Origin of the sequence: Providencia sp. PROV109, from assembly GCF_033681625.1 — a bacterium.
GTDB lineage: Bacteria > Pseudomonadota > Gammaproteobacteria > Enterobacterales > Enterobacteriaceae > Providencia > Providencia hangzhouensis.
The window spans coordinates 4,128,417-4,154,497 of sequence record NZ_CP096320.1 but is presented as its reverse complement, the minus strand read 5'-3'; the positions used below and the strand labels follow the sequence as shown (position 1 = coordinate 4,154,497).

The 26,081-nt window shown below is 40.8% G+C and carries 26 protein-coding genes; 12 read left to right on the top strand and 14 right to left on the bottom strand.

The window, feature by feature from the left end; genetic code table 11:
• Positions 1 to 56: 56 nt before the first annotated feature.
• The gene (locus M1F25_RS19225; protein WP_112308113.1) at positions 57 to 806 is read right to left on the bottom strand and encodes a CDP-diacylglycerol diphosphatase; all 750 of its coding nucleotides are present in this window, start codon (positions 804 to 806) and stop codon (positions 57 to 59) included.
• A gap of 150 nt (positions 807 to 956) precedes the next feature.
• A complete protein-coding gene (locus M1F25_RS19220) occupies positions 957 to 1,556 on the bottom strand; it encodes a LysM-like peptidoglycan-binding domain-containing protein (RefSeq protein WP_094961665.1) in 600 nt (199 codons plus the stop codon).
• A gap of 218 nt (positions 1,557 to 1,774) precedes the next feature.
• Between M1F25_RS19220 and M1F25_RS19215 the strand changes: the two genes are divergently transcribed.
• Positions 1,775 to 2,395 (top strand): peptidylprolyl isomerase, encoded by a 621-nt coding sequence (locus tag M1F25_RS19215; RefSeq protein WP_004907421.1) that lies wholly within the window; start codon positions 1,775 to 1,777, stop codon positions 2,393 to 2,395.
• A gap of 124 nt (positions 2,396 to 2,519) precedes the next feature.
• Positions 2,520 to 3,260 carry a 3'(2'),5'-bisphosphate nucleotidase CysQ gene (gene cysQ, locus M1F25_RS19210; RefSeq protein WP_181488779.1) on the top strand — a complete coding sequence of 247 codons (741 nt, stop codon included), beginning with the start codon at positions 2,520 to 2,522 and terminating at the stop codon, positions 3,258 to 3,260.
• A 44-nt stretch (positions 3,261 to 3,304) separates the two neighbouring features.
• Here the strand turns inward: cysQ and mqo are convergent, their stop codons facing one another.
• The 4 genes from mqo to M1F25_RS19190 form a co-directional block, all read right to left on the bottom strand.
• Positions 3,305 to 4,798, bottom strand: coding sequence for a malate dehydrogenase (quinone) (gene mqo, locus M1F25_RS19205; protein WP_112308111.1), 1,494 nt, complete (start codon positions 4,796 to 4,798; stop codon positions 3,305 to 3,307).
• Between the two features lie 8 nt (positions 4,799 to 4,806).
• Positions 4,807 to 5,196 (bottom strand): cupin domain-containing protein, encoded by a 390-nt coding sequence (locus tag M1F25_RS19200; protein ID WP_036958789.1) that lies wholly within the window; start codon positions 5,194 to 5,196, stop codon positions 4,807 to 4,809.
• A gap of 313 nt (positions 5,197 to 5,509) precedes the next feature.
• Positions 5,510 to 6,100 carry a GDP-mannose pyrophosphatase NudK gene (gene nudK / locus M1F25_RS19195; protein ID WP_047756352.1) on the bottom strand — a complete coding sequence of 197 codons (591 nt, stop codon included), beginning with the start codon at positions 6,098 to 6,100 and terminating at the stop codon, positions 5,510 to 5,512.
• Between the two features lie 114 nt (positions 6,101 to 6,214).
• Positions 6,215 to 6,619, bottom strand: coding sequence for a YgiW/YdeI family stress tolerance OB fold protein (locus tag M1F25_RS19190; protein ID WP_036958838.1), 405 nt, complete (start codon positions 6,617 to 6,619; stop codon positions 6,215 to 6,217).
• Between the two features lie 179 nt (positions 6,620 to 6,798).
• Between M1F25_RS19190 and qseB the strand changes: the two genes are divergently transcribed.
• Both qseB and qseC read left to right on the top strand, forming a co-directional pair.
• Complete coding sequence (qseB, locus tag M1F25_RS19185; protein ID WP_004905970.1) at positions 6,799 to 7,461, top strand: quorum sensing response regulator transcription factor QseB; 663 nt, start codon at positions 6,799 to 6,801, stop codon at positions 7,459 to 7,461.
• Positions 7,461 to 8,822: a quorum sensing histidine kinase QseC gene (gene qseC / locus M1F25_RS19180; RefSeq protein ID WP_181489723.1), complete on the top strand. Its 1,362-nt coding sequence runs from the start codon at positions 7,461 to 7,463 to the stop codon at positions 8,820 to 8,822. Before qseB ends, qseC begins: the two co-directional genes overlap by 1 nt.
• Positions 8,823 to 9,017: 195 nt before the next feature.
• Here qseC and M1F25_RS19175 read toward each other — a convergent pair whose 3' ends face one another.
• Positions 9,018 to 9,578 carry a YtfJ family protein gene (locus M1F25_RS19175; protein ID WP_110591050.1) on the bottom strand — a complete coding sequence of 187 codons (561 nt, stop codon included), beginning with the start codon at positions 9,576 to 9,578 and terminating at the stop codon, positions 9,018 to 9,020.
• A 290-nt stretch (positions 9,579 to 9,868) separates the two neighbouring features.
• On the opposite strand from M1F25_RS19175, the gene M1F25_RS19170 reads away from it, so the two are divergent.
• Positions 9,869 to 10,075, top strand: a complete 207-nt coding sequence (locus M1F25_RS19170; RefSeq protein WP_004905964.1) for a DUF1107 domain-containing protein — start codon at positions 9,869 to 9,871, stop codon at positions 10,073 to 10,075.
• Between the two features lie 74 nt (positions 10,076 to 10,149).
• Here the strand turns inward: M1F25_RS19170 and M1F25_RS19165 are convergent, their stop codons facing one another.
• The gene (locus M1F25_RS19165) at positions 10,150 to 11,517 is read right to left on the bottom strand and encodes a hemolysin family protein (protein WP_004905961.1); all 1,368 of its coding nucleotides are present in this window, start codon (positions 11,515 to 11,517) and stop codon (positions 10,150 to 10,152) included.
• Positions 11,518 to 11,770: 253 nt separating this feature from the next.
• Complete coding sequence (msrA, locus tag M1F25_RS19160) at positions 11,771 to 12,412, bottom strand: peptide-methionine (S)-S-oxide reductase MsrA (protein WP_004905960.1); 642 nt, start codon at positions 12,410 to 12,412, stop codon at positions 11,771 to 11,773.
• Positions 12,413 to 12,545: 133 nt separating this feature from the next.
• Here msrA and tamA point away from each other — a divergent pair, with 133 nt between their 5' ends.
• Genes tamA through M1F25_RS19145 form a run of 3 tightly spaced genes read left to right on the top strand, consistent with a single transcriptional unit; the run spans position 12,546 to position 18,412 of the window.
• Complete coding sequence (tamA, locus tag M1F25_RS19155) at positions 12,546 to 14,288, top strand: autotransporter assembly complex protein TamA (protein WP_094961660.1); 1,743 nt, start codon at positions 12,546 to 12,548, stop codon at positions 14,286 to 14,288.
• Positions 14,285 to 18,061, top strand: a complete 3,777-nt coding sequence (gene tamB / locus M1F25_RS19150) for an autotransporter assembly complex protein TamB (RefSeq protein WP_181488777.1) — start codon at positions 14,285 to 14,287, stop codon at positions 18,059 to 18,061. The genes tamA and tamB overlap by 4 nt, the downstream gene beginning before the upstream one ends.
• Positions 18,062 to 18,064: 3 nt before the next feature.
• Positions 18,065 to 18,412, top strand: coding sequence for a gamma-glutamylcyclotransferase (locus M1F25_RS19145; RefSeq protein WP_004905952.1), 348 nt, complete (start codon positions 18,065 to 18,067; stop codon positions 18,410 to 18,412).
• A 144-nt stretch (positions 18,413 to 18,556) separates the two neighbouring features.
• Here the strand turns inward: M1F25_RS19145 and ppa are convergent, their stop codons facing one another.
• On the bottom strand, positions 18,557 to 19,087 hold the full coding sequence (ppa, locus tag M1F25_RS19140; RefSeq protein ID WP_004905951.1) for an inorganic diphosphatase: 531 nt from the start codon (positions 19,085 to 19,087) through the stop codon (positions 18,557 to 18,559).
• A 205-nt stretch (positions 19,088 to 19,292) separates the two neighbouring features.
• Positions 19,293 to 20,300 (bottom strand): class 1 fructose-bisphosphatase, encoded by a 1,008-nt coding sequence (gene fbp, locus M1F25_RS19135; RefSeq protein WP_004905947.1) that lies wholly within the window; start codon positions 20,298 to 20,300, stop codon positions 19,293 to 19,295.
• Positions 20,301 to 20,463: 163 nt separating this feature from the next.
• Here fbp and mpl point away from each other — a divergent pair, with 163 nt between their 5' ends.
• Positions 20,464 to 21,846, top strand: coding sequence for a UDP-N-acetylmuramate:L-alanyl-gamma-D-glutamyl-meso-diaminopimelate ligase (mpl, locus tag M1F25_RS19130; RefSeq protein ID WP_110591052.1), 1,383 nt, complete (start codon positions 20,464 to 20,466; stop codon positions 21,844 to 21,846).
• Positions 21,847 to 21,889: 43 nt separating this feature from the next.
• Here mpl and M1F25_RS19125 read toward each other — a convergent pair whose 3' ends face one another.
• Together M1F25_RS19125 and argR are read right to left on the bottom strand one after the other, a co-directional pair.
• The gene (locus M1F25_RS19125) at positions 21,890 to 22,306 is read right to left on the bottom strand and encodes a DUF6122 family protein (RefSeq protein WP_036958784.1); all 417 of its coding nucleotides are present in this window, start codon (positions 22,304 to 22,306) and stop codon (positions 21,890 to 21,892) included.
• Positions 22,307 to 22,391: 85 nt separating this feature from the next.
• Positions 22,392 to 22,862 (bottom strand): transcriptional regulator ArgR, encoded by a 471-nt coding sequence (argR, locus tag M1F25_RS19120; RefSeq protein ID WP_004907450.1) that lies wholly within the window; start codon positions 22,860 to 22,862, stop codon positions 22,392 to 22,394.
• Between the two features lie 493 nt (positions 22,863 to 23,355).
• Here argR and mdh point away from each other — a divergent pair, with 493 nt between their 5' ends.
• A complete protein-coding gene (gene mdh / locus M1F25_RS19115; protein ID WP_004905937.1) occupies positions 23,356 to 24,294 on the top strand; it encodes a malate dehydrogenase in 939 nt (312 codons plus the stop codon).
• Between the two features lie 146 nt (positions 24,295 to 24,440).
• Here mdh and M1F25_RS19110 read toward each other — a convergent pair whose 3' ends face one another.
• Entirely contained in the window at positions 24,441 to 24,713 is a 273-nt protein-coding gene (locus M1F25_RS19110) for a helix-turn-helix domain-containing protein (protein ID WP_004905930.1), read from the bottom strand.
• Between the two features lie 516 nt (positions 24,714 to 25,229).
• On the opposite strand from M1F25_RS19110, the gene M1F25_RS19105 reads away from it, so the two are divergent.
• Both M1F25_RS19105 and M1F25_RS19100 read left to right on the top strand, forming a co-directional pair.
• Positions 25,230 to 25,577: a DNA-binding protein gene (locus M1F25_RS19105; protein WP_112308106.1), complete on the top strand. Its 348-nt coding sequence runs from the start codon at positions 25,230 to 25,232 to the stop codon at positions 25,575 to 25,577.
• Between the two features lie 132 nt (positions 25,578 to 25,709).
• Positions 25,710 to 26,072, top strand: a complete 363-nt coding sequence (locus tag M1F25_RS19100) for a DNA-binding protein (RefSeq protein WP_004905928.1) — start codon at positions 25,710 to 25,712, stop codon at positions 26,070 to 26,072.
• Positions 26,073 to 26,081 lie beyond the last annotated feature (9 nt).

The window sequence follows — 26,081 nt, the reverse complement described above, 5'->3', positions numbered from 1 at the left end:
AATAAAAACACCGGCTAAGTCCGGTGTTTTTTATTTTCTAGACAATATTTTTGTATTTATTGATTAGCTAAGCATTGGTAGTCGAGTAATTCACCCGCAGAACCTAAGTTCAAATCCCAAAAATTCAATCGGTTGGCAAGTAATACCTTAGAACCATCTTTAAGCTGTACCATTGCTAGGCCAAAATTACCCATTTTATCGTGATGCTTGATGACATATTCGTTTAGTTGATGAAACGAATTTTCTACATGGGGTGAGCCTTCCGGAAATTTTTTGGCTAAGTAATGATGACTCGCTAGTTCAGAAGATAAAGAAGCCCAATGTGTTGTTATTGTTGATGAAAGTTGATTAAGCGTTTTATTTATCTCAGGTTTTAAGCAGGCAATATGAATATGGAGTTGGTCTTGGGAGCGGCCATATTGGGAGTTTACCGCAATGGCCAATAAATGTTCAGGAATTGGGTGGGTTGTTTGTTGTGACAAACTGCCCCTTTCTTGCCAAGCGATAGCAAAATAGTCGGGTGAGTTTTGTTCCAATAATTGGCTAGATTCTATCCCTGTGATCTTTTCAGTCGGGATAATTAAGTTGTGTAAAGGCCCTTTTTTATCTTTGAATAATACATAGTATTTTTCCTGTTCCACTTTCAAGCAGGGCAGCGTTGTTGGAAGTAATGGAATACATTGAGTATTAACGATGTTCCACAGCGCATTTGAATTGATCTTGAACCATGAAATAGAGCTAACAATCACGATAAGTAATAAAAGAGCCACACCTAAAAATATGTTAATCCATTTGCGCTTTAGCATGATAGTTTTTATTGCTTAACATGTTAGTGAGAGAGACTATTTATTATATATCGCTAAATTTATATATTGTTAAGCCAAGGTGGGGTAAATAGTGCAAATTCAGACTAAGTATTAGGGTAGCGGGATGCTACCCTAAAGTCGGTGTTTAAACTAAGGTGTACGGTAATAGCTTCCGTCACTTAACCGCGCGAAACTATAAGTTTTCCCATCAGAGCCGGTAGTTTCTAATAATTGAACTTCACCTTTTGTATTCGCTTTCAGACGAATTTTTTGCCCTTGGCGTAAATTACTCAGTGGTTTCTCCGCCCCTTCAACGCGTGCCATAATAAAAGCGTCATTGGCTTGTAAGTTATTATCGCGAAAGAGTTGTGCGAGCGTCTTCCCTTTTTGTACTCGGTAGTTTTGCCATTCATTAGCAGAAGGGCGAGTTGTTTTGGGCTCAGGCGTTTTTTCTGGTGATGTTACCGTCGTAGGCTCATTAGGTTCAGGCTCATTAGGTTCTGGGATAATTTCGGGCTCAGTAGGTAAAAGAGGTGAATTATCTTCAGGTGCCGGCACGGGCTCTGGTATCGGCGGTGTAATAGTCGGTTCAGGCACAACCTCAGGGGTAGTAGGTGGTGGGATAACAATAGGCTGGTTTTGAACAATATCGCTGGGGGATTTTTCGCTTGCAGGCCAAAAAAAAGCGACCACGACAATTAAGGCAAGCAGTGCAATACCATAGCGATGAAATTTTGAAAGTTTAAACATCACTCCTCCTTGATGAGGCAATGAGTAAATTAGACCGTATTAATACGCATACTAGCACCCTTTTTAGGCTTTTTTAGCGTTGGGCTGAATTTTTCAGAGAACACTGAATAAATTTGTCGGGAATCAATCAGTTTTATTCTTTAGATTCATTGTTTGGGTTTACCCATAAGGATGGGGCTGCTATTCTTGGATTTTCTCAAAATCATATGGGTATTTTAATGGCAAACCAAAATTTCGATTCGGTAGAAGCTCAAGCGAGTTATGGCATAGGTTTACAAGTTGGGCAGCAATTATTAGAGTCAGGGCTAGAAGGTTTAGTGCCAAATGCAATTCTAGCAGGCCTCGTTGACGCTTTAGAAGGCAATATGCCATCGGTACCTGTTGAAACTCTGCACAAAGCATTGCGTGAAGTGCATGAGCGTGCCGACGCTGTTCGTGTATCCCGCCAGGCAGCATTAGCGGAAGAAGGCCAAAAATTCCTAGATGAAAACCAAAAACGTGATGGTGTTTCAACGACTGAGTCTGGCTTACAATTTTCAGTGATTAACCAAGGTGATGGTGCTATCCCATCTCGCTCAGACCGCGTACGTGTTCACTATACAGGGCGTTTAATTGATGGCTCTGTGTTTGATAGCTCAGTACAGCGTGGGCAGCCAGCAGAGTTTCCTGTAAGCGGCGTTATTCCAGGTTGGATTGAAGCATTGACCCTGATGCCAGTCGGCTCTAAATGGGAATTATATATCCCCCACCAATTAGCTTATGGTGAGCGTGGTGCAGGTGCATCAATCCCGCCATTCAGTACATTAGTATTTGAAGTTGAATTACTTGAAATTTTATAATTTCTGTTAGTTCAGTTCACAGCTAAAAAGCCTCATCGTCTTTGGACTTTGGGGCTTTTTTTATGGCGTTAATTTCACACAATTGCTACTCTTGCAGTAAAGGGTCATCAGAGAGGTGAATAATATGCTACAGCAAGTTTGCGAATTAGCTCAAGAAGCGGGTTATGCGATTATGGAAACTTATAATGCGCAAGAACCTTTACAGGTTGAACACAAAAGTGATAATTCGCCTGTTACCGAGGCTGATATTGCCGCCCACAATGTGATTACCGCGGGCCTTGCTCGTATTGCTCCTGATATCCCCCAACTGTCTGAAGAAGATCCTCCTGAATGGCCAGTCAGGCAGAATTGGCAACGCTATTGGTTGATTGACCCATTGGATGGAACGAAAGAATTTATTAATCGTAATGGGGATTTTACGGTTAACATTGCCCTTATCGAGAACGGTGTACCAACGATGGGGGTAGTTTATGCCCCAGCGAAAGGGCTGCTGTACTACGCTGAAGGTAATCAGGCATGGAAGGAGGAGGGTGGCCATAAGCAACTTATTCATGTGAATGATGCCAAGCCACCAGTCATTGTTATCAGCCGTTCCCATCAAGACAATGAATTAATGGATTATTTAAAACAAATGGGTGAACACACGACAGTAGAAATTGGTTCTTCACTCAAGTTTTGTTTGGTCGCAGAAGGAAAAGCACAGCTTTATCCACGTTTTGGGCCTACAAATATTTGGGACACTGCAGCTGGACATGCGGTTGCCATTGGTGCAGGGGCAAAAGTCGTTGATTGGCATGGAAAAACGCTCGATTATACACCTCGAGAGTCTTTCTTAAATCCAGGTTTTCGGGTGATTTTATTCTAAACATCAATAAAGGTTGGGAAGTGATTTCCCAACCTAATTAATAACTAATTATCTAGTTGCAGCACTTTGGCAGTGGCTGTACGAATATCTAAACAGGCTTTTGCATCCGTTTTTAAGTCAATCCCATAGGTTGGAATGATGTCTTTTAAACGTGTTTCCCATCCATCGGCTTTGAGTTGCTCATCAAAACACGTTTTTAATACGTTTAGCGCAATAAATGCCGCTGTGGAGGCCCCCGGAGATGCTCCCATCAATACAGTAAATGATTTATCCGCACTAGTAATCAGTTCTGTACCAAACTCTAAAACCCCTTTTTTATCATGGTCAGGCTTAATAATTTGTACTCGTTGCCCTGCAACCACCTCTTTCCAATCCTCATGCTGTGCTTCTGGGTAGAATTGTTGCAGCATAGCAAATTGGTGAGCAGAAGTTTGCAGGACTTGGCCCACTAAGTATTCTGCGAGTGACCAGTTATCTTTCGCAACCGCAAGCATTGGTTCAATGTTATTCAATTTAACCGATTCAAACAGGTCTAAATAAGAGCCGTGCTTAAGGAATTTACTCGAAAAACCGGCATAAGGCCCGAATAATAGAGAACGTTTACCACCAATAATACGAGTGTCCAAGTGTGGAACAGACATTGGTGGTGAGCCTTTGTCTGCTTTACCATAGACTTTTGCATGGTGGCGAGAGGCAATTTCTTCGTTATCGCAACGCAGCCAGATACCACTGACAGGGAATCCACCATACCCTTTTCCTTCAGGGATCCCTGATTTCTGTAGTAATTCGATTGCTCTACCGCCTGCACCAACAAACACAAACTTCGCTGAAGTCATTGTTTTCTCGTGCGTGAGTAGGTTTTTAACTTCAATATTCCATCTGCCATCGGCGGTTTTTTTAACATCGATGACTTCATGTTTATAGTGAATTGAAAAGCCGGACTGTTCGCTTAATTGTGCGATTAATAAATGCGTTAGCGCACCGTAATCGACATCAGCACCAGTATTAACACGGGTAACCGCAATCGCTTCTTTAGGGTCTCGACCTTCCATGATCAGAGGTGCCCACTCGTTGATCTGCTTTGGATCATCACTGTATTCCATGTTGTGGTAACAGTGGTGAGCAGACATCTGTTGGTAGCGTTGTTTCAAGAATTTTACATTGTCTTCACCCCAAACAAAGCTCATGTGTGGGCATGGGTGAATAAAGTCACGTGGGTCTTTAATTTTGCCTTTGGTGACCAGATAAGACCAAAGCTGACGAGAGAGATCGAATTCGGTATTGACTTCAAGGGCTTTACTGATGTCCACCGTACCATCTGGATTTGGTGGTGTATAGTTCATCTCACAGTTAGCGGCATGCCCTGTTCCCGCATTGTTCCACGGGTGGGAACTTTCTTGGGCACAGTCGTTTAGCCTTTCAAAAACGGCGATCGTCAGTGAAGGTTCAAGTTCTTTGAGAAATGTACCAAGCGTTGCACTCATGATCCCTGCACCTATGAGAGCAATATCGACATTCTCAGCAATGGGTTTGCTCATGATGCCCCCTATTTTTTTGTTGGAGTGAAGCAAAGATCGGTGCCTTCTTGATAGACAACATAAGCACGACGCCAAGGTTCATCACCAATAAGCCGCCATTTATGGCCTGTTCCTGTATTATCTTGCGCAAGTAAAATATCACCTGGGTTGATGATAAATTTAGAACCATCTTTGGTTTCGAATTCTAAAGTACCTGAAAGTGTAATGACATAGCGAGGAACTGGGTCTTGATGCCAATCAAAAGAGCCGCCAGAAACTGTTTCACGAAAGGTAAGCTCGTTGACTGCAATGGTAGGGGTTTGGTTATCGCCTCCTGCTATATTATTGAGCTCAAGAGTGCCCTCTTCAAATAGAGAATTTCCATCTTCTCCTGTCCACATACGAACGCAGCGTATCATTTTATTTAGCTCCTTAATCACCGACTGTAATGTATAACAATTATTTGATATTCATTGGATGCAAAAATAAGACTCTTAAAATGATGATATATAAAATTAATATTATTTGAATTTAAAGTTTTTTAGCGAGTAGGTCAAAGCTAAATATGTTTTATCTTGGCTTTATGATTTTATTTTTTAATTAAACAACAAAATAATAAAAGTTGATTGTCTTTTTATGATTTGTTTTATTTTTATCGTTCGTTTAATGACTGATAAAAAATAGGAGAGCTCACGATGACTTATTTTATCATTATGAGCTATAAGTATAGGATCAGCTTTTTAGAATAGAGTTTAGGGCGAGATATTGGATTAGCATAATGGTTTTACCATCAACTATTTCTCCCGTTCTTATCGCATCAACGGCTTTAGGGAAGGGCCACTCTAAAACTTCAATATCTTCCCCTTCTTCTTCAAGCCCACCACCTGCGTTACGACGATTATTATCGCTATATTCAGCAATGTAAAAGTGGAGTTTTTCGGTGACTGAACCAGGGCTCATAAAGGCTTCAAAAACTTTTTGAATTTTATCGACTTTAAAACCCGTTTCTTCTTCTGCTTCAGCAATAATACGAGCTTCTGGTGAGGCGTTTTCTAGTAAACCAGCGGCGGCTTCGATCAGAAAATCAGAATAGCCATTAACATAAACAGGCATACGAAATTGACGAATTAAAATAATGCTATTTTTTATTTTGTTATATAACAAAATAACGGCACCATTGCCTCTATCATAGACTTCGCGCTCTTGTTGTTGCCAACTACCATCTCGACGTTGTAACTCATAAGTATATTTTTTTAAAATATACCAATTATCTGAAAGCAGTTTCTCACGAATATTCCGTATGTTAGGGAGTTTTACAGTCATTAAGCAGCCTTAGTAACCAAAAATGATTTTGTTAATTTAGCACTGTTAATTTCTGTATGAAATAGGATTTAGATGGGACCTGCTTTAGAGCAGATCCCATTGTAAACTTGCGGGTTATTTAATTATTTGGATTTGTTTAACTTCGACTTCTCTTGAATTCCAGTCTTTATCAATTTTACCGCGAATTTCAACTTTATCTTTTGGTGTTACATTTATGCCATTCCAACGCTTTTCGCTGATTTCTAAATTAATAGTGCCAGTACCATCGGTGAATTCATAATGTTTATGGTCAAGTTGTTTGACGATATTCCCACGTAAAATAACCCAGCTGTCATCTGACATATCAAGTGCTTTTGCGACAGTCATTTCCCCACTATTTGGGCCGATGAAACCACCGGTTGGAGAGGTTTGGGCTGTTGTATTTGTGGCAGCGCCAGGGCCGTCAAACCCGCCATTTGCAGCGAAAACAGGTGCACTTGCGAGTGCAGCAACTAAAGCAATTACAGGTAATTTTTTCATCATCGGTATCTCCAAATTGGATGTAAACTTGTTTGTATGGAGGGTATTAAACCAAGTAAATCTTAACAGGATCTTAAGAAACTTAACTAACGAATTATATTTTTAATTTTGCCAATAATAGCTAGTCATATTATAGCTGATAGGATAAATATAATAATATTCTAATATGGGGGTAGATTATGCGAATTCTACTAATTGAAGATGACCGGTTAATTGGTGATGGCTTAAAAGTGGGCTTAACCCAATTAGGATTTACCATTGATTGGTTTATGGATGGTAAACAGGGGCAACTCGCTTTATTTGATGCACCTTATGACGCTGTTGTACTCGATCTTTCGTTACCAAATATTGATGGAATGGATATTTTGAAGCATTGGCGTAAGGAGGGGCGTGATGAGCCAGTCTTGATTTTGACGGCACGGGATGCTTTGGATCAGCGTGTTCAAGGACTTCAACAAGGGGCTGATGATTATCTTTGTAAACCATTCGCTTTAATGGAAGTCATGGCGCGTTTGCAAGCGTTGATCCGCCGCCGAAGTGGGCAATTATCTTCTAAACTTACGCATGGTGATGTCGAAATGGATCCAGTTGCAATGACGGTGACACAGCAAGGTGAACCTGTACAACTAAAAGGGAAAGAGTTTGCTTTACTTTCTTTATTTATGCATAACCCAAATAAAGTTTTTTCTCGCCCTTTAATTGAAGAGAAATTATATAACTGGGATGAAGAGGTCTCTAGTAACTCTGTTGAGGTGCATATCCACCATTTAAGGCGTAAATTAGGCAATAAGTTTATTCGAACCATTCATGGTGTTGGCTATCGATTAGGTGATGATAAATGATGAAGACATTTAGTCTTAGGCTGAAACTCACTTTAATGCTGCTCTTGTTAGCTTTGCTGACATGGGGGATCGCCAGTTCGTTAGCGTGGTACCAAAGCTATAAAACGATTAATGAGCTGTTTGATACCCAGCAAATGGCGTTTGCTAAACGGTTATCTGTTTTACCATCAGACTTTGAATTGAGCCGGCCTTCACTGACTAAAACCAAAAAGCTATTGCGAAAGAACCGTGGCCATCAAGATGACGATGCACTGGCATTTGCTATTTTTACACCAGGCGGCGAAATGGTATTAAACGACGGTGATAACGGTAGAGACATCGTCTATCAATTTAAGCGAGAAGGGTTTAGCGATGGGATGATCCAAGGAAGTGACGACCCTTGGCGTTTTGTGTGGCTAAAATCTCAAGATGGTCGATATATCATTGCAGTAGGGCAAGAGTGGGAATACCGACAAGAAATGGCAACCGATATTATGGTTGCACAATTTATGCCTTGGTTGATTGCTTTGCCAATCATGTTATTACTATTTTTATGGCTGTTGACACGAGCTTTACGCCCATTGAAGGACGTAGCAAACCAGTTGTATCACCGAAAACCTGATGAACTAACCCCAGTACAAGTGACGCGAATTCCCAGTGAAGTAAGACCTATTATTGACTCTATGAATGTACTGTTTGGCCGTATTAATGAAATGTTTGCTCGTGAACGACAATTTACCTCGGATGCGGCTCATGAACTACGTAGCCCACTTGCAGCATTAAGGGTGCAGGCAGAAGTGGTACAAATTGCAGGGAATAATGCAGATATCCGTAATCATGCAGTGGCTAATTTATCGGAAGGTATTGATAGGGCGACAAGGCTCGTTGACCAACTACTGATGTTGTCTCGGTTAGAGTCATCCACGCAACTTGATGATATTACAGTTGTATCTTGGCCTGAGTTAATTGAAGCGGCGATAAAAGATGTAGAGCCGGAAGCTAAAGAGCAGCAAACAACGATAATAAATACTTTAGTTGCTAGCCCCCCTGATTTTCAAGGTCAGCCATTACTACTCAATGCGTTGCTGAGAAATTTGCTCAATAATGCAATACGTTATGGAAAAATAGAGGGGCGAGTGGAGATTATTTTGTATGCTGATCACTTTGAAATTCAAGATGATGGTAATGGCGTGACACCTGAAGTTTTACGGCGGTTAGGTGAGCGCTTCTATCGTCCGCCGGGACAAGAAAAAACTGGGAGTGGCTTAGGGCTCTCTATTGTTAAACGGATTGCGCAATTGCATCATTTACAAGTTATTTTTACTCATGGCGTTAATGGGGGCTTTTGTGCCAAAGTGTATTGGAATGAAACTAAAACGTGATAATAAGCACATTAATTATGATTGTTTATTAAAATAATAATCATAATTATGCATATTTAATGTAAGGGCATTTTAGCATAACTCACTATTTTTAACTCAAGTGAGATAGGGCTAACTACCTGTCGCGTGTGAGAAATTGTAGTGTGCGAAATTGCGCACACTACATACTAACTTAGTAACAGCAAAAGGTAGACGTTATTGGTTTAGTGATGAGACTAACAAACTAATGACTTTTTGAACTTCTTGGGTATTTAATTCACCATCTTTGAAAAACAACACTTTCCCTTGATTATCCAATACGATAATTGCTGAACTTTCTGGTTTCAAGCCCCATGCGTTCTTCACCGTACCTTCGCTATCAACAATAAATTGTGAATATGGAAACTCTTTTTTGCTATCTTCAACGCTGTTTTTCACAAATACACCCGTACCGAAAATTGCATCATCGGTATTAATGATTGTTGTTGTTTGATAGCTATCGTGAGGGAACTTGGCTTGCTTGATAGCCTCAACTAAGGGGGCATTGAGTTCTTTTGCTGAAGAACGGCCAGCAATGTGTTGGATAGTACGCACCTTTCCAACGAGCTGTTGGCTTTTCCACGGTTGATAATCCAATTTCCCGTCATTATTCATGACAAGCTCACCCTTGTCAGTGACAGAAACAGCAGGAACAGATTGGTTTAATTGAATATTTGCTGCAGAAGCTACTGCAGATACCCCAAGCAAGCATATTAAAAGTAAATAATTTTTTATCATAAAAGCCCCTTGATTGATTATTTTGCCATGTGAGCCTAGTGGTTTGTCTGCTGACTACTATTTATAGCATAGCTCATCGGATGAGTTACAAGAGGTAATTTAACATTTTTTTAAAATTTAGAATAAAAGCAAAGTTTATGGGGTTTTAACAGTTAATTTACAGTGTCATGTTATGTCAGTAAATTGAATAAAACTGCAATTTTAGAACCAAAATGAAAATTTCTGGTCTATGATTATTGTACGGTATGAGTTATTGAATATCGTAAGAACAAAGGGGAGGCAAAGTTCTAATGAAAATTTTTAACCGTTATAACCCATCTAAGATTGCTCTTTACGTCAAAACGTTATTCCGTGGCAGGCTCTATATTAAGGATTTTGGGGCATTTGAGTTTAACTATGGGAAAATTCTACCACCTAAAATCAGTGATAAGCGCCATTACAATGTGATGAGTGAGGTCAATAAACAGGTTTCATTATTGCAGGCAGAACTGGGGTAGGTTAATCAGCAGTTTTTGGTTAACAGCGCGCCACATAGGTGGCGCATTGAAAGAAACGGCTTCGCTATCAAGCATTAATGTCCTGTATCTTTTGTTTGTTGTTTTGCGCCAGCCGTTTCAATAGTATTTTTTCCGGGTTGTACAACGACAGGTGATGGCGCTGTAGTCAGGCGAGTTACGAGTAATTGGTCAATTTTGTAATTATCAATATCGACGACTTCAAATTTATAGCCCGCATATTTCACATAATCTGTCCGTTTCGGCATTCTTCTTAGCCGGTACATCATAAACCCTGCGATGGTTTCATAGTTGCTAAAGTCAGGGAAATCATCAATATCTAAAATGCGCATCACATCTTCAATTGGCGTTCCGCCTTCAACTAACCAAGAATTCTCATCACGTACTACGATTTGCTCTTCTTGCCCTGGACCAATTAAGTCCCCCATTAGAGTGATCATTACATCATTGATGGTAATGATACCCATGACTAATGCATATTCGTTGAGAATCACAGCAAAATCGACGGCGTTTGTTTTAAATGCTTCTAAGGTATCTGATAATGAGAGGGTGTCAGGGATCATGAGCGTATTTCTAATGTGAACACCATCTTTTAAACTTAAGCTCTGCCCATTGAGCACGCGATTAAGTAATTCTTTTGAATCAACATAACCAATAACATGGTCAATACCCCCTGCACATACTAGGAACTTAGAATGTGGCTGGGTTGAAATTTTATGTTTGATGCTTTCTTCTGACTCGTCTTTGTCAAAATAAATGATACTTTCACGCGGAGTCATCGCTGATGGTACAGTACGTGATTCCAGCTCAAACACGTTCTCAATTAATTCGTGTTCTTGTTTACGTAACACACCTGCTACAGCACCCGCTTCAACGACCGCAAAAATATCATCAGAAGTGATATCTTCATTGCGTGATGTAGGTAATTTGAATAATTTAAAAAACAGGTTAGCAAGGCCATTAAAAAACCAGACGAATGGGCTCAGTACCACTAAACAGAAGCGCATCGGATTCACAATACGAATTGCAATGGCTTCAGGTTTTACCATACCAATGCGCTTAGGCGTTAAATCAGCCACTAAAATAAACAAGCTTGTCACAATGGTGAATGACAGGATTGATGAAACTTGTTGAGCCCAGCTTGGGGATAAAAATTGAATAAAGATATCGTACAAAGCTGGAGAAAAAGCAGATTCCCCCACAATACCGGCAAGGATAGCAACGGCATTTAAACCAATTTGAACGACGGTAAAAAACATTCCCGGCATTTCTTGTAATTTAAGCACGCGAGCCGCATTAATGTTGCCTTCGTCGGCCATAAGTTTAAGTTTAATGCGGCGGGAAGCTGCCAGAGAAATTTCTGACAAAGAAAAGAATGCGCTAATTGCACATAATAATAGAACAATTAATAAACTGTTGAGCATAAGTTATCCAGCCAATCAAAGGAAGAATCCATAAAATTCAAAAATCTCTGAAGGCATAGTCTCGTGTATTTAAATATATTGAGTATGCAAATATATGTTGCGCAATATGCGCAAATTGTTGATATGTTGCATTAGTATAGCACTGAGGTGATTTATCTGCCTAGATATTCATCATCATTCAAGCTGCTTTAAGTCATATTGAAAAGCAACTTGAATGGTTGGGAAGATGAATTCACTGTATTAAGTTATTGATTTATTTATTTAATGAAGGTGGTAAACAGATACCAATCCCTCCTAATCCGCAATATCCATTCGGGTTTTTGTATAAGTACTGCTGGTGGTAATCTTCGGCAAAATAGAACGTGTCTAAGGGCGCTATTTCGGTCGTGATTGCACGAGAGTCATGCTGCGCTTTCATTGCATTTTGGTAAGCTTGCAGTGTTTCCATCGCTTGCTGGTCTTGCTCATCTGACACAGTATAAATTGCGGAACGATATTGGCTTCCCATGTCATTTCCTTGGCGCATGCCTTGTGCAGGGTCATGGTTTTCCCAAAATAATGTCAATAGTTGAGAGTAACTGATAACTTGCGGATCAAAAACGACACGAACCGCTTCTGCGTGGCCAGTTCGCCCAGAGCAAACTTCCTCGTAGGTCGGGTTAGGGGTCACTCCACCACAATACCCAGCAGAAGTTGAATAAACCCCAGCTTGCTGCCAAAATAATCGTTCAACTCCCCAAAAACAACCCATGGCAAAATAAGCAATTTCCATATTCTTAGGAATAATCTCAATCGAATGATGGTTAAGCGCATGATATGGTGAGTAAGTCATAGCAGTTGCTCTGCCGGGCAGAGGTTGTGCAATACTTGCAGAGTGAAATTTATTAAAAGGCATAATGATTCCTATATGTATTGACCACACAAATAATCTAAAAATAGGGATAAAAACTTGTGTATATGGCGAATTTTACTCAAAATAAATTGATATGAAGTATTTAGTCAATCGAACAATCACCTTAGGAGTAGGCGTGTCGAAATACCCTCTAATTTGTTTTCTCTGCCTAACTGCGGCAGTGCCAGTGGTACACGCAGCTAATCTTCGTCTTAATATTGAAGGCCTTGAAGGACAACTTAATCAAAACGTTCGAGTACAACTGTCTAATATATCGCAAGATGAAGTTGTGCCAAATGGTCGTTTTCGAGCCCGTGTTGAGAAAGCAATTAAAGAAGGTTTAAAGCCTTTAGGTTACTACCAACCCACGGTTGAATTTAGCTATGAAGAAAAAACCCCGCCTGCTCGTTCCGTTTTAACCGCCAAGGTCACTCCTGGAGAACCTATTTTATTGAAGGGAGTGACTGTTGAATTGCAAGGTGGAGCAAAAACGGATCCCGACTATGAAAAGATGCTCAAACAATATACGCCAAAGCTTGATACAGTTCAAAATGATGGCGAATACGAAGAATTTAAAGGACGCTTTAGTAGTTTAGCTGTTCGCAAAGGTTATTTTGATGCGATGATGGAGAAAAGCCAACTGGGTATTTCTCTTGATCACCATGCGGCTTATTGGGATTTTGATTTTAACAGTGGTGAACGTTATCGGTTTGGTGCAATTTCTTATTCAGGTTCACAAATCCGAGAAGATTACCTGAATAACCTAGCCCCTTTTAAAAAAGGGGAATACTACACATCAGAGCAACTTGCTGAGTTTAACCGTCGGTTAGCTGAAACAGGTTGGTTCTCTTCTGCAATTGTGACACCGCGTATTGTGAGTGCGCGCAAAGCAAATTCTTATGAGTTACCGATGGAAGCGGTAATGACCCCTAGAGCGAAAAACTTTATTGAGCTTGGGGGAGGCTATGCCACCGATGTCGGCCCTCGCGTTAAAGCCACATGGAATAAGCCTTGGATTAACTCTCGTGGGCAGAGTTTAACGTCAAATATTAGTTTATCCCAACCAGAACAATTAATTGATGCGAGTTATAAAATTCCATTAAAAGCGAACCCGCTTGAGCAATATTATGCGGTTCAAGGGGGCTTTAAACGGACAGATTTGAATGATACACAAGCGAATACAACAACCTTGAATGTGTCTCGTAACTGGGATTATTCATCCGGTTGGCAATATGGCGTAAACATGCGTTGGATGCTGAGTAACTTTACCCAAGCTAACGTGACGAATACGACGATGTTGCTGTATCCCGGGGCCTATGTGAGCCGCATTCGCCAACGCGGCGGTGTGATGCCAACATGGGGAGATAGCCAACGTTATTCTATTGATTATTCGAATAAAATTTGGGGTTCAGATATCGACTTCGCTGTACTACAAGCCAAAAATGTATGGATCAGAACGCCATGGGAGGGTCATCGCTTTGTCGTTCGTGGAAATATCGGTTGGATTGAAACCAATGACTTCGACAAAGTTCCACCGGACTTGCGTTTCTTTGCGGGTGGTGATGGCAGCGTGCGTGGATATGGTTATCAAAAGATCTCGCCAGAAGATAGTAAAGGTAAGCTGACAGGGGCATCAAAATTGGCGGTAGGCTCTGTGGAATACCAATATAACTTTACAGGAAATTGGTGGGGAGCGACCTTTATTGATAGTGGTGAAGCCGTTGATAACTTTAAAGATAATGATTTTAAAACGGGTGCGGGAGTCGGTATCCGCTGGGTCTCACCGGTTGGTCCAATAAAATTAGACTTAGCAAAACCTATCGGTGATCCAGATAACAACAAAATACAGTTTTATATCGGCTTGGGGACTGAGTTATGAGGTGGTTGAAGTGGCTAAAATGGACCAGTCTTTCCATTTTATTAATTCTCGTTCTGGTTGTTGCCGCACTCAGTTGGGTGATTGGAACGCAATCAGGTCTTCACTTTGCATTAAATACAGCGACACGTTTTGTTCCTGAATTAACCATTGATAAAATTGACGGTGATATTAGTAACTTAACGCTAAGTGGCGTTAAATATCAAATGCCGGGAGTTGATGTTAATGCGGGGAAATTAAATTTAGCGGTACGTCTAGGTTGTTTAACAAGCCGTGAGCTATGTGTCGACAATTTAGGCACGGAAAATGTTACTGTTACTGTCGATACTACCCAATTTCCCCCTGCTGAAGAAACGCCACCATCTGAACCTTTGACTGAACTCAAGGCGCCTTTGACTATTCGTTTGAATCAATTGGCTCTGGTTTCAACGCACGTCAATGTGGATGGTATGGATATTGATTTAGCTAAATTTACCACAGGGGTCACGTGGGAAGGGAAAGCGATCACTATTATTCCAACGGATATCATTGATTTGGCGATTAATTTACCTGAAACCAAATCAGATGTCGTCGTTGAAGAGAAACAGCCAGAGCCAACGCCGATAAATGAACAAAAATCATTGGCAGATGAATTAAAAGCGCTATTTTCTAAACCGTTACTTGCTGAATTACCCGAAGTTATTTTACCTGTTGATTTGAATGTCGACGGTATTAATGCTTCGAATTTTCAATTAACGGGTGCGACTGATCTCAAAATTAACCAATTGCACCTGAGTCTTTCAAATGAAGGGCAACAAGTTCTCGTTAAACAGTTAAAAGTCGATGCACCGCAGGGGAATATTGCGTTATCTGGCACGGCGACCTTGCAAGATAAATGGCCGGTCTCATTGTCAGTCGTGGGGGAAAGCCGTTTAGACGATTTAGATGGGCAAAAGGTAGACCTCTCCTTAAAAGGCGGTTTGATTGATGAGCTAAAATTGGCATTGAATTTACATGGGCCAATTAATGCAAAACTAGATGCAGAAACGGATTTGTCACAAGCAGACCTGCCTATTTTGCTTACATTAGAAAGTGATAAGTTAACGTGGCCGTTAGTGGGGGATGCGCAATATCAACTCGATGGGACACGTCTGCGCCTAAATGGCCGGCCATCGGCTTATGATATGTCTGTACGCTCAGCGATCACTGGGCAGGATCTCCCTCCTTCTACCTTGTTATTAGATGCGAAAGGTAATGAAGAGCAAATTAATTTAACTCGCTTACGTTTAGCCGCTTTGCAAGGTAATGCGGATATTACTGGCGTTGCGGACTGGAGCAAGGCGATTAGTTGGAATGCAGTATTGACTCTTTCGGGTATTAATACGGCAAAACAGTACCCTGAATGGCCTGCTAAAGTGGATGGCAAAATTGCCACACGCGGAAGTTTATACGGTGGCAGCTGGCAGTTGGATATTCCTGAAATTATCTTAGACGGTAATGTTAAAAATAATCTTTTAAAAGCACGGGGTAAAGCCAAAGGTAACGCAGCAGGCCAATGGGATATTCCGAACTTTAATTTGGCATTAGGTAAAAACAATGTTGATGTAAAAGGTTCTCTTGCCGATAAATGGAATCTTGATGCCAAAATTAATGCCCCTGCACTCAATGGTTTGCTACCGGGCTTAGGTGGTGTGATTGCGGGTGATGTGAAATTACGTGGTAATTTACAAACACCAGAAGCCCTTGTTGACCTTACGGCACGCGGTGTGAAGTGGCAGGATGACCTTGCTATCGAAAATGTTGTTATCAAAGGAAATGTGGCAACAGGCGAACAAATTAAAGGGGATTTATCCGTTGTTCTGCGTCAGCTAAAACAAGGCGATCTTGTCGTCAATAACCTGACTTTAGATGCGAAAGGCAGTGAAAAACAGCACACTTTAAAATTAAATATGAAGGGTGAGCCGGTTTCTGGGCAATTAGCATTAGCGGGGAGTTTTGACCGGCAGACTGAAGTGTGGAAAGGGAATTTAACCAATACCTTATTTGATACGGTGGTGGGTGAATGGCGCTTAAACCAAGCAATGTCACTCGATTATGCCAACCAAACACAAGAAGTGACCATTGGCAGACATTGTTGGGTTAACCCGAATGCCCGTTTGTGTGTACCAAAACCGATTAAAGCGGGTAAAAGTGGTAGCGCGGATATCGTGCTAGAACGTTTTGATCTCGCAATGCTTAAACCATTTATGCCACAAGATACTCGAGTCAGTGGCGTATTTACGGGTAAAGCCAATGCCATTTGGAAAGCGGATGGCAGCATGCCACAAGTGAGTCTGGACTTACGAGGAAATGACGTCAAAGCGCTTCAGTTCGTGGATGGAACCCGTTTGCCTATTGCTTTTGATACCTTAACGTTAAGTGCTGGGTTGAAAAATGGTAAGGCTGACCTTAGTTGGTTATTTGGGTTGGCTAATAACGGACAGATGCGCGGTAACATCCAAGTGTCTGATATTGAGAAACGTCGCTTGTTGTCGGGTAATGTTGAAATTAATTCGGTGACATTAGATTTAATCAAGCCGTTACTGGGCCAGAAGGAAGTGGCGAATGGCCGTTTAAGTGGAAATCTACGCTTAGGCGGGTCAGCGAATAACCCGTTATTAAATGGTAATTTAGCGCTTTCGAGTTTAGAAGTGAGATCTGCAATGATCCCGTTTGATATCAAAAGTGGTCATTTAGGTGTTAATTTCAACGGCACGAGCTCAGTCATGAATGGTCAGATAAACACGCCAGAGGGCTATCTGAACATTGATGGTGACGCAGATTGGCGCAATATTGATGCATGGCGTGCAAAAATCATGGCGCGAGGTAATAACCTCCGTGTTTCTTTACCTCCGATGATCCAAATTGATGTTCAACCGGATATTGTATTTGATGCATCACCTTCGGTACTCACGTTAAATGGTACGGTCAATATTCCATGGGCTCGAATTACTGTTCAAGAGCTCCCCGAGTCGGCGGTAAGCGCATCTTCAGATGTGGTGATGTTAGATAGCAACTTACAGCCAATTGAACAAAAAGCGCCATCCATTCCTATTCAGACCAATTTGGATATTAAAATTGGTAACGATGTTCGATTGGATGCGTTTGGCTTAAAAGCGCGCCTGACGGGTTTATTGAAAGTGGTTCAAAATATCCATGGCTTGCACATCAATGGTCAAGTGGATATTCCAGCTGGTCGTTTCCGTGCCTATGGGCAAGATTTGATTGTCCGTAAGGGACAAATTCAGTTCTCAGGCCCTGCGGACCAACCATTCTTAAACTTAGAAGCTATACGTAACCCAGACAACACGGCAGATGGCGTGATTGCAGGGGTGAAGGTCACTGGGCTTGCAGATAAACCGAAAGTAGAAATATTCTCTGAACCTGCGAAAACACAACAAGAAGCGCTGTCTTACTTATTAAGAGGAGAGGGCTTAGACAGTGGGGACGCAAATGGTTCACAAATGACATCTATGTTAATTGGCTTAGGTGTAGCACAAAGTGGGCAACTCGTGGGCAAAATTGGTGAGACATTTGGGGTCTCTGATTTAGCCGTCGATACCCAAGGTGTGGGGGATGGTTCTCAAGTCGTTGTAAGTGGTAAGATCACTAATGATTTACAAGTGAAGTATGGAGTTGGTATCTTTGACTCATTGGCGACGTTAACTTTACGTTATCGATTGATGCCAAAACTGTATTTAGAAGCTGTGTCTGGTGTTAATCAGGCATTGGATCTCCTTTACCAATTTGAGTTTTAGATTATGCGTGTAATTGTTTATGGCAGCTTAAGACAAAAGCAAGGAAATCATCACTGGATGACTTATGCCCAGCTACTTGGTGAGCATAAGCTAGAAGGCTATGAACTGTATGATCTTGGATATTATCCAGCGGTTGTCAAAGGGGATGGGGCGATAGAGTGCGAAGTTTATCGAATCAACCCGTCCATTTTGACAGAGTTAGATGAGCTAAAGAAAAATTCTCAAGACTATGTGAGGGAGCTCATCCCAACGCCGTATGGCAATGCTTGGATTTATCTATATAAACATTCCGTTGATGGTCTACGCCAAATAAAAAGTGGCGACTGGTTGAAACGTGATGAAGAAAAGTAGCTATCCAATATTATATTGAATGCTATAGTTATACAGGACGCCAGCCATGATAGCTGGCGTTTTTTATGAACCAATCAACGGGTTATAACCCATAAAAAAAGCCCTGGTATTAACCAGAGCTTTCATAATCTCCCTAGAGGGATATTATTTTTTTGCAGCGCGTTCGAAAGATTCGATGATCTCTGCTTTTGCAGATGCCGCGTCTTCCCAACCATCAACTTTAACCCACTTACCTTTTTCTAAATCTTTGTAATGTTCAAAGAAGTGAGTAATTTGAGCACGCAGTAATTCTGGCAGGTCGTTCACATCTTTAATGTGATCGTATTCTTTGCTTAATTTAGTGTGCGGAACAGCCACTAATTTTGCATCTTCACCAGACTCGTCAGTCATTTTCAGTACGCCAACAGGACGGCAACGGATGACTGAGCCTGGTTGTAATGGGTATGGAGTTGGAACTAATACATCAACTGGGTCACCATCTAAAGACAGGGTGTTGTTGATGTAACCATAGTTGCATGGATAGAACATCGCTGTTGACATGAAACGGTCTACAAACAGCGCACCAGACTCTTTATCAACTTCATATTTGATAGGATCTGCGTTCGCAGGGATTTCGATGATAACATAGATATCTTCTGGCAGATCTTTACCTGCCGGTACATTGTTCAGGCCCATTTAAATGTATCCTTTGTGTGAATAATGAATTTACTCATTTTAATTTGTCGCTGGCATCGCATTTATTGCCGCCTTTAGGCAAATTAAATAATAGAGTAGATAGCGTGAGGGACATTATAGCCGTAAAAGGGGACAAAACTCACTAGTTGGTGAAAAAAAGGGACAAAAAAGGCGGGAAGCCCCGCCTTATAATTAATGAATTAGATTATTCCGTGTCAGGGAATTCACGCATAAATGATTCTGCTTTTTCTACCATCGACTCAGTTCCGACAAAGAACGGCGCACGTTGGTGTAATTCGCTAGGTATGATATCTAAAATGCGGTTTGCTCCGTCACTGGCTTTACCACCGGCTTGTTCTGCTAAAAATGCAATTGGGTTACATTCGTACAGAAGGCGCAGTTTCCCATTTGGATGGCTTGCCGTACTTGGGTAAATATAAATTCCCCCTTTGAGCAAGTTACGATGGAAGTCTGCAACCAAAGAACCGATATAACGCGTGGTATACGGACGATTTGTTGCTTTATCTTCTTCTTGGCAATATTTAATGTACTTTTTAACACCCATCGGGAACTTAATATAGTTACCTTCATTGATGGAGTACATTTTTCCTTCTGATGGGAACATCACTTTTTCATGAGACAAGCAGAACACGCCCAATGATGGGTCGTAAGTAAACGCATGTACACCAACACCAGTGGTGTAAACCAACATCGTTGATGAACCGTAAACCACGTAGCCCGCAGCCACTTGGCGGTTACCAGGTTGCAGGAAATCCGCTTCTGTAACCGGTTGGCCAATTGGCGTGATACGATGGTAGATTGAGAAAATTGTTCCAACGGAAACGTTTACATCGATGTTTGAAGAACCATCAAGTGGGTCCATTAAAACAACATATTTTGCGTTTTCTGCGCGGTCTCCTTCGAAAATGACAATTTCATCTTCTTCTTCAGAGGCGATACCGGCGACTTCTCCGCGTGCTTTTAAAGCCGCTTTCAGTTTTTCGTTTGCATACAGGTCAAGCTTCATCTGAACTTCACCTTGAATATTCGAAACACCGTTAGTGCCAAGAATATCGACAAGTCCAGCTTTATTAATATCACGATGGATAATTTTAGCGCCCAGTTTGATAGCTGATAATAAAGAAGTCAGCTCACCTGTTGCATGAGGAAAATCTTGTTGCTTTTCGACGATGAATTCGCCTAATGTTTTCATGACGAAGGTCCTGAATAAAATTGACAGAGGTTTTGCGGGGCATTTACCCTCGCGCGGGAAGAGTTTAACTAAATAAAAAAAAGATTAATAGGTTAATGCATTTATAAACCTGTTTTTGATGGGTAGAATAGTGACCAACCTCATGCTAATTGGATGAAAAAGAATGCACATACATATTTTAGGTATATGCGGTACCTTTATGGGAAGCTTAGCAATATTGGCTCGTTCTTTAGGACATAAAGTGACGGGTTCGGATGCCAATGTGTATCCACCGATGAGCACATTGCTTGAAAATCAAGGGATTGAGCTTATTCAGGGGTATGATCCGGCTCAGCTTGACCCAATACCGGATATGGTGGTGATTGGTAATGCAATGACGCGTGGAAACCCTTGTGTTGAAGCCGTATTAGAAAGAGGTTTGCCGTATACTTCTGGCCCACAGTGGCTCCATGACTATGTGTTACCGGAACGTTGGGTACTGGCTGTGGCGGGGACCCATGGAAAAACGACCACCGCGGGGATGCTTGCGTGGATCTTAGAAGACTGCGGTTACAAGCCAGGTTTTCTAATTGGTGGTGTCCCAGGTAACTTTGATGTCTCCGCTAAGATTGGTGAAAGCCCGTTTTTTGTCATCGAAGCTGATGAATATGACTGTGCATTCTTCGATAAACGTTCTAAATTTGTTCATTACAGCCCGAAAACCTTGGTATTGAACAACCTTGAATTCGACCATGCGGATATCTTTGAAAACCTCGAAGCGATTCAAAAACAGTTCCATCATCTTGTACGTATTGTGCCCGCCAGTGGCAAAATTTTCACACCGGACAACGACAATCATTTAAAACAAGTGATTGGAATGGGCTGCTGGAGTGAACAAGAGCTGGTGGGCGGGGAGCATGGCGGATGGCAAGCTGAGAAGCTCAGCCACGATGGCAGCCATTTTGCGGTGTATTACCAACAAGAAAAAGTTGGAGAAGTCACTTGGTCACAAGTGGGTAACCACAATATCCAAAATGCATTGATGGCGATTGCAGCGGCTCACCATGTGGGCGTTCCAGTAAAAGAAGCTTGTCTCGCCTTGAATAGCTTTATCAATGCACGTCGTCGTCTTGAGCTACGAGGCGTTGAAAATGGTGTCAGTGTTTACGATGACTTCGCACATCATCCAACTGCTATTTTGGCGACGTTAGAAGCACTTCGCAGCAAAGTTGGGGGAACTTCACGTATTCTTGCGGTGCTCGAACCTCGCTCGAATACGATGAAAATGGGTATCAATAAAAATGATATTGCGCCTGCGCTTGGCCGTGCAGATGAAGTGTTTCTTTTCCAACCCGCCAATATCCCTTGGATGGTGACAGACATCGCTGAAAAATGCGTCCAACCCGCGCGTTGGAGTGCAGATATTGAGGCATTTACCAATATGATTATTGAAACCGCACAACCGGGCGATCATATTTTGGTGATGAGCAACGGTGGCTTTAGTGGCATTCATGGCAAATTGCTCGCAGGTTTGAAAGCGAAAGCAGAAACAGAGCGAGATGATTAAATTCTCTTAGCTAGCTATTTGATAACCCCAGTGATTCTTATGATTACTGGGGTTTTTTTATGTTTGGCATACCCAATGGGCACTGTTCTGTGACGAGACTTAATGTTATTGGACTATTCATTTCTTTTTTTAAACTTCCCATATAACAATCTACTGAATCAGTAAAAAGGTGGAATAAACAACCAACAGCAATGGCTTTAAGTTTCCATGATGGCATGAATAATAATACGACATAGACAACCGCAGCCCAAAAGGAATGGAGTGGGTGGAAACCAATGCCACAGCGCTCTGGGTCGAAAATCGGATCAGCTAGCAGATGATCTAAGTCGATAGCCATCGTGGCAATCATAATCAGGGCCGCTAGTTTCCAATTTTTTCGCCAAAATAGGTAACCAAAGGCAATTGGCATTAGGAAGTGAAAGCCGTAGTGTATGAAGTTACGGAAAATATCAAATAGCAAAATGATGTCTCAAAATAGAATAGAAACAGACAAAAACAATAAGAGGGAAATCAATTTCCCTCTTAAGCTAATGTATATCAATAGATTAAAGCTCTTGTTCAAATAACGCTAGAATCGCTTCATACAGTTCTTTTGTGGTGAAATTATTTGCCGGTGTTGAGAAGATAGTATCATCACCAGCAATACTACCTAAAATTCCTTCTGCTTTGCCTAATGAATCTAACAAACGTGCAATAAGCTGTGCAGCTCCAGGGCTAGTTCTGATCACGACAACAGAAGGGTTATAGTCTATATCCAAAACCAAGTTTTTGAGTGGACTGGTAGCGGTAGGGACACCAGGCTCTGTAGGCAGGCAATATACCATTTCCATTTTTGCATTACGGGTGCGAACTGCACCAAATTTGGTAAGCATTCTGGAAATTTTTGATTGGTTAATATTTTCGAAGCCTTCTTCTTGCAAAGCTGTGACGATCTCAGCTTGCGAGCTAAATTTTTCTTCTTTAAGTAGGGCTTTAAAAGCCTTAACCAAGTCTTCTTGTTTAGACGGAGTGCGCATAATTAACCCATTCTTTTGCATTGAACCAAGTTGTATTATCCGTAAAAGTGCATTTTTATGCAACAAAATTGCGTTATGATGATTTTATAACCAGTGAATAACTTAAAGTTAGATAAGCTTGTTTCGAGCTGATAGTCAGAAGTATTTATTTATCGTAAATTGTGGGAATGAAAAATTAGCATAATAGAACAATGAATTTTTCAGATGTCTGCTGTAAATTTATTGTTAATAAAAATATTTTTGATTGAATAATATACACTAAAAACAACTTATTGTGCGAAATGCAATACCCTGAAAAACTATTTGTTAAAAAAGTGCCCGTTATCTCATTAACAGATAAGGAATTTGTTTAGAATACTGGCAATTAATGAACAAGTTCTCTTGCGTTAAACTCTCTCTCTATCTGTTAACAAATTGTTTTTTATACGTAATGTGTTAAGTGTATAACAAATAAAGTGATATCTTTTTAAAGTACAAATTAAGGAGTTTCAGAATGAAAGTTGCAGTCCTAGGTGCAGCAGGTGGTATCGGTCAGGCTCTCGCCCTTCTTCTCAAAAACCAGCTCCCAGCAGGTTCAGAACTCTCCCTCTACGACATCGCACCAGTTACTCCAGGTGTTGCTGCTGACCTAAGCCATATCCCAACTGATGTTAAAGTGACAGGCTTTGCCGGCGAAGATGCAAAACCTGCATTGAAAGGTGCTGACATTGTTCTTATTTCTGCGGGTGTTGCACGTAAACCAGGTATGGATCGTTCTGACTTATTTAACATCAATGCGGGTATCGTCCGTAATCTGATCCAACAAATTGCTGAAACCTGCCCTAAAGCATTGATTGGTATTATCACTAATCCAGTGAATACCACCGTTGCTATCGCTGCGGAAGTCCTGAAAAAAGCAGGAGTATACGATAAAAACCGTTTATTCGGTGTGACGACGTTAGATATCATTCGTTCTAATACGTTTGTTGCTGAGCTGAAAGGCAAAAATGTTAATGACCTTGAAGTGCCTGTGATTGGCGGCCACTCAGGTGTGACTATTCTGCCATTGTTATCTCAAATTGAAGGTGTTAGCTTCACTGATGAGGAAGTTGCCGCGTTAACCAAACGTATTCAAAACGCAGGCACAGAAGTCGTTGAAGCGAAAGCCGGTGGCGGGTCTGCAACTTTATCTATGGGCCAAGCAGCTGCACGTTTAGGTTTATCTTTAATTCGTGGTCTCCAAGGCGAAAGCAATGTGGTTGAATGTGTTTACACCGAAGGTGATGGTGAACACGCTCGCTTCTTCGCACAGCCAGTTGTTTTAGGCAAAAACGGTATCGAAAAGCATTTACCAATCGGTAAATTAAGCGCATTTGAAGAGAAAGCGCTGAAAGACATGCTAGATGTATTAAAAGCAGATATCGAATTAGGTGAAAAATTCATTAATGGCTAATGCCAATTAATTTTTCCTAATAGTGAATGTGAAGGGTTGAGTTTCGTTTAGAACTCAACCTTTTTTTATATGCTTGTTATCAAAAAATAATGCCGTGAATAAATTGATTGATTATTCACGGCGTTATAATTATATCAATTCAATTTTTAATCTTCTGCTGGTGTTTTTACTCTGACTTTTCTTTCTAATAAATCCCCTGTAATTGGGTCATAATAACGACTTGGCCAAATTTCAGCGGGGTGGATCGCTAAGAAATTGGCAATAATCCATTCCCCTTTAGGCCAAGGGCGTGATAGTGCATTTGCTAACGTTGAAGAGCTTAGTCCTGCCTCGCGCGAAATTGCGGCAAGAGTTGTCCCACGCTTACGTAAAGCTGCAATGATATCTGCAGGGTGCCAGTCCGACTTCCGTAAAATCATTTTTTAGTCCTTTTTTCACTTAGAATCATGTAGAGTTAGTGGTACGAGTAACCGAAAATTATGATACATTCAGTACATCCGTTTAGTTATTGGAAATAAAATAACAGAAATTTCCCAAAATAATTTCTGATTTTTTCTTAAAAATTCATTTTATGAAACTACCGTGGTTTTTATGAAATTAAATAGAAAGTCAGAATGAATAACTGTGAATTAGGATAAAACTTTGATGTTAAAACTAACTCTTTCTAGTTAGGGATAGAAATGGCATATTTAATGCTACTTTTTACTCGTACTCTTAATATATCTAGATTAGTTAATAAAATTAGTTAAATTATTAGAGAGTAAATTATTTAATTATCTGTTATTAAAAGAAATTAGAATGCTAATAACAAATATAATTTGTATATTATTATTTATAGGCATAAATAAAACGAATGAGTTAATGAGGTTTTGAGAAAATATAGATAGTTTTCAACAACTGAAAATTAAATTGTCATCATGACTAGGAGGGTCAGCATGTACAAGGAATGGCTAACGGCAAAAGAGCTGCTTGGGTTACAAGGGCTTCCCATGACAACTCAAGGTATTAATGCAATGGCAAGGCGTGAAAACTGGGTAAGCCGTAAAAGGCGAGGTATTCAAGGCAAAGCGTTGGAGTACCATATTAGTTCTTTACCTATCGATATTTTTGAGGAGCAGTTTGCTAACGAAACTTCATCTCCTTATCAAGTAAAACGAAATGATAATGCCTTTATTTGGCAGGAAGCTTATAACCAGCTTTCTAATGATGAACGAGACACTATCCTGACATTTATTATGCGTGAAGGCACATTAGCACTAATTGATTTAATTAATAATAAATAATTTACAATTACTTAAGGTGTAAATAATTAATATATAAAAATAATATTATATTGAATTTAAAAAATTTTTTAACAGATGACATTTTAGTAAAGCTGCAACAGCAGGTTTCATAATATAAGTGTGAAGTGAAAAATGAAAAAATTGTGGTTCACTGCCAAAGAATTAGCTGGGTTAGAAGGACTCCCGACATCACCCCAGGGAATTAACCTAATGGCAAGACGAGAAGGCTGGAAAAACCGCCGTAAAAGAGGGGTGCAAGGTAAGGCTGTTGAGTATTATTATGAAAGCTTACCGGGGGAAATCCAAGGGCAACTTAGCCTGCATGAGCCTTCGGTAACTTACCAAAGTCAAAGAACAGATGCATTACAGATCTGGTCAGAAGCGTATTATCAATTGACAGAGTCTGAGCGCAATAAAATAGTGAAGTATATCCTGCGTTATGGTTTGTCGTCACTGCTTGCGCAAATCGATGAAGAAGACAAAGGGGAAAAATAGCGTTTCCCC

Excerpts from the sequence above, each read along its gene's own strand:
- M1F25_RS19225 (WP_112308113.1), bottom strand. The coding sequence starts at position 806 with ATGCTAAAGCGCAAATGGATTAACATATTTTTAGGTGTGGCTCTTTTA.
- M1F25_RS19220 (WP_094961665.1), bottom strand. The coding sequence starts at position 1,556 with ATGTTTAAACTTTCAAAATTTCATCGCTATGGTATTGCACTGCTTGCC.
- M1F25_RS19215 (WP_004907421.1), top strand. The coding sequence starts at position 1,775 with ATGGCAAACCAAAATTTCGATTCGGTAGAAGCTCAAGCGAGTTATGGC.
- cysQ (WP_181488779.1), top strand. The coding sequence starts at position 2,520 with ATGCTACAGCAAGTTTGCGAATTAGCTCAAGAAGCGGGTTATGCGATT.
- mqo (WP_112308111.1), bottom strand. The coding sequence starts at position 4,798 with ATGAGCAAACCCATTGCTGAGAATGTCGATATTGCTCTCATAGGTGCA.
- M1F25_RS19200 (WP_036958789.1), bottom strand. The coding sequence starts at position 5,196 with ATGATACGCTGCGTTCGTATGTGGACAGGAGAAGATGGAAATTCTCTA.
- nudK (WP_047756352.1), bottom strand. The coding sequence starts at position 6,100 with ATGACTGTAAAACTCCCTAACATACGGAATATTCGTGAGAAACTGCTT.
- M1F25_RS19190 (WP_036958838.1), bottom strand. The coding sequence starts at position 6,619 with ATGAAAAAATTACCTGTAATTGCTTTAGTTGCTGCACTCGCAAGTGCA.
- qseB (WP_004905970.1), top strand. The coding sequence starts at position 6,799 with ATGCGAATTCTACTAATTGAAGATGACCGGTTAATTGGTGATGGCTTA.
- qseC (WP_181489723.1), top strand. The coding sequence starts at position 7,461 with ATGAAGACATTTAGTCTTAGGCTGAAACTCACTTTAATGCTGCTCTTG.
- M1F25_RS19175 (WP_110591050.1), bottom strand. The coding sequence starts at position 9,578 with ATGATAAAAAATTATTTACTTTTAATATGCTTGCTTGGGGTATCTGCA.
- M1F25_RS19170 (WP_004905964.1), top strand. The coding sequence starts at position 9,869 with ATGAAAATTTTTAACCGTTATAACCCATCTAAGATTGCTCTTTACGTC.
- M1F25_RS19165 (WP_004905961.1), bottom strand. The coding sequence starts at position 11,517 with ATGCTCAACAGTTTATTAATTGTTCTATTATTATGTGCAATTAGCGCA.
- msrA (WP_004905960.1), bottom strand. The coding sequence starts at position 12,412 with ATGCCTTTTAATAAATTTCACTCTGCAAGTATTGCACAACCTCTGCCC.
- tamB (WP_181488777.1), top strand. The coding sequence starts at position 14,285 with ATGAGGTGGTTGAAGTGGCTAAAATGGACCAGTCTTTCCATTTTATTA.
- M1F25_RS19145 (WP_004905952.1), top strand. The coding sequence starts at position 18,065 with ATGCGTGTAATTGTTTATGGCAGCTTAAGACAAAAGCAAGGAAATCAT.
- ppa (WP_004905951.1), bottom strand. The coding sequence starts at position 19,087 with ATGGGCCTGAACAATGTACCGGCAGGTAAAGATCTGCCAGAAGATATC.
- fbp (WP_004905947.1), bottom strand. The coding sequence starts at position 20,300 with ATGAAAACATTAGGCGAATTCATCGTCGAAAAGCAACAAGATTTTCCT.
- mpl (WP_110591052.1), top strand. The coding sequence starts at position 20,464 with ATGCACATACATATTTTAGGTATATGCGGTACCTTTATGGGAAGCTTA.
- argR (WP_004907450.1), bottom strand. The coding sequence starts at position 22,862 with ATGCGCACTCCGTCTAAACAAGAAGACTTGGTTAAGGCTTTTAAAGCC.
- mdh (WP_004905937.1), top strand. The coding sequence starts at position 23,356 with ATGAAAGTTGCAGTCCTAGGTGCAGCAGGTGGTATCGGTCAGGCTCTC.
- M1F25_RS19110 (WP_004905930.1), bottom strand. The coding sequence starts at position 24,713 with ATGATTTTACGGAAGTCGGACTGGCACCCTGCAGATATCATTGCAGCT.
- M1F25_RS19105 (WP_112308106.1), top strand. The coding sequence starts at position 25,230 with ATGTACAAGGAATGGCTAACGGCAAAAGAGCTGCTTGGGTTACAAGGG.
- M1F25_RS19100 (WP_004905928.1), top strand. The coding sequence starts at position 25,710 with ATGAAAAAATTGTGGTTCACTGCCAAAGAATTAGCTGGGTTAGAAGGA.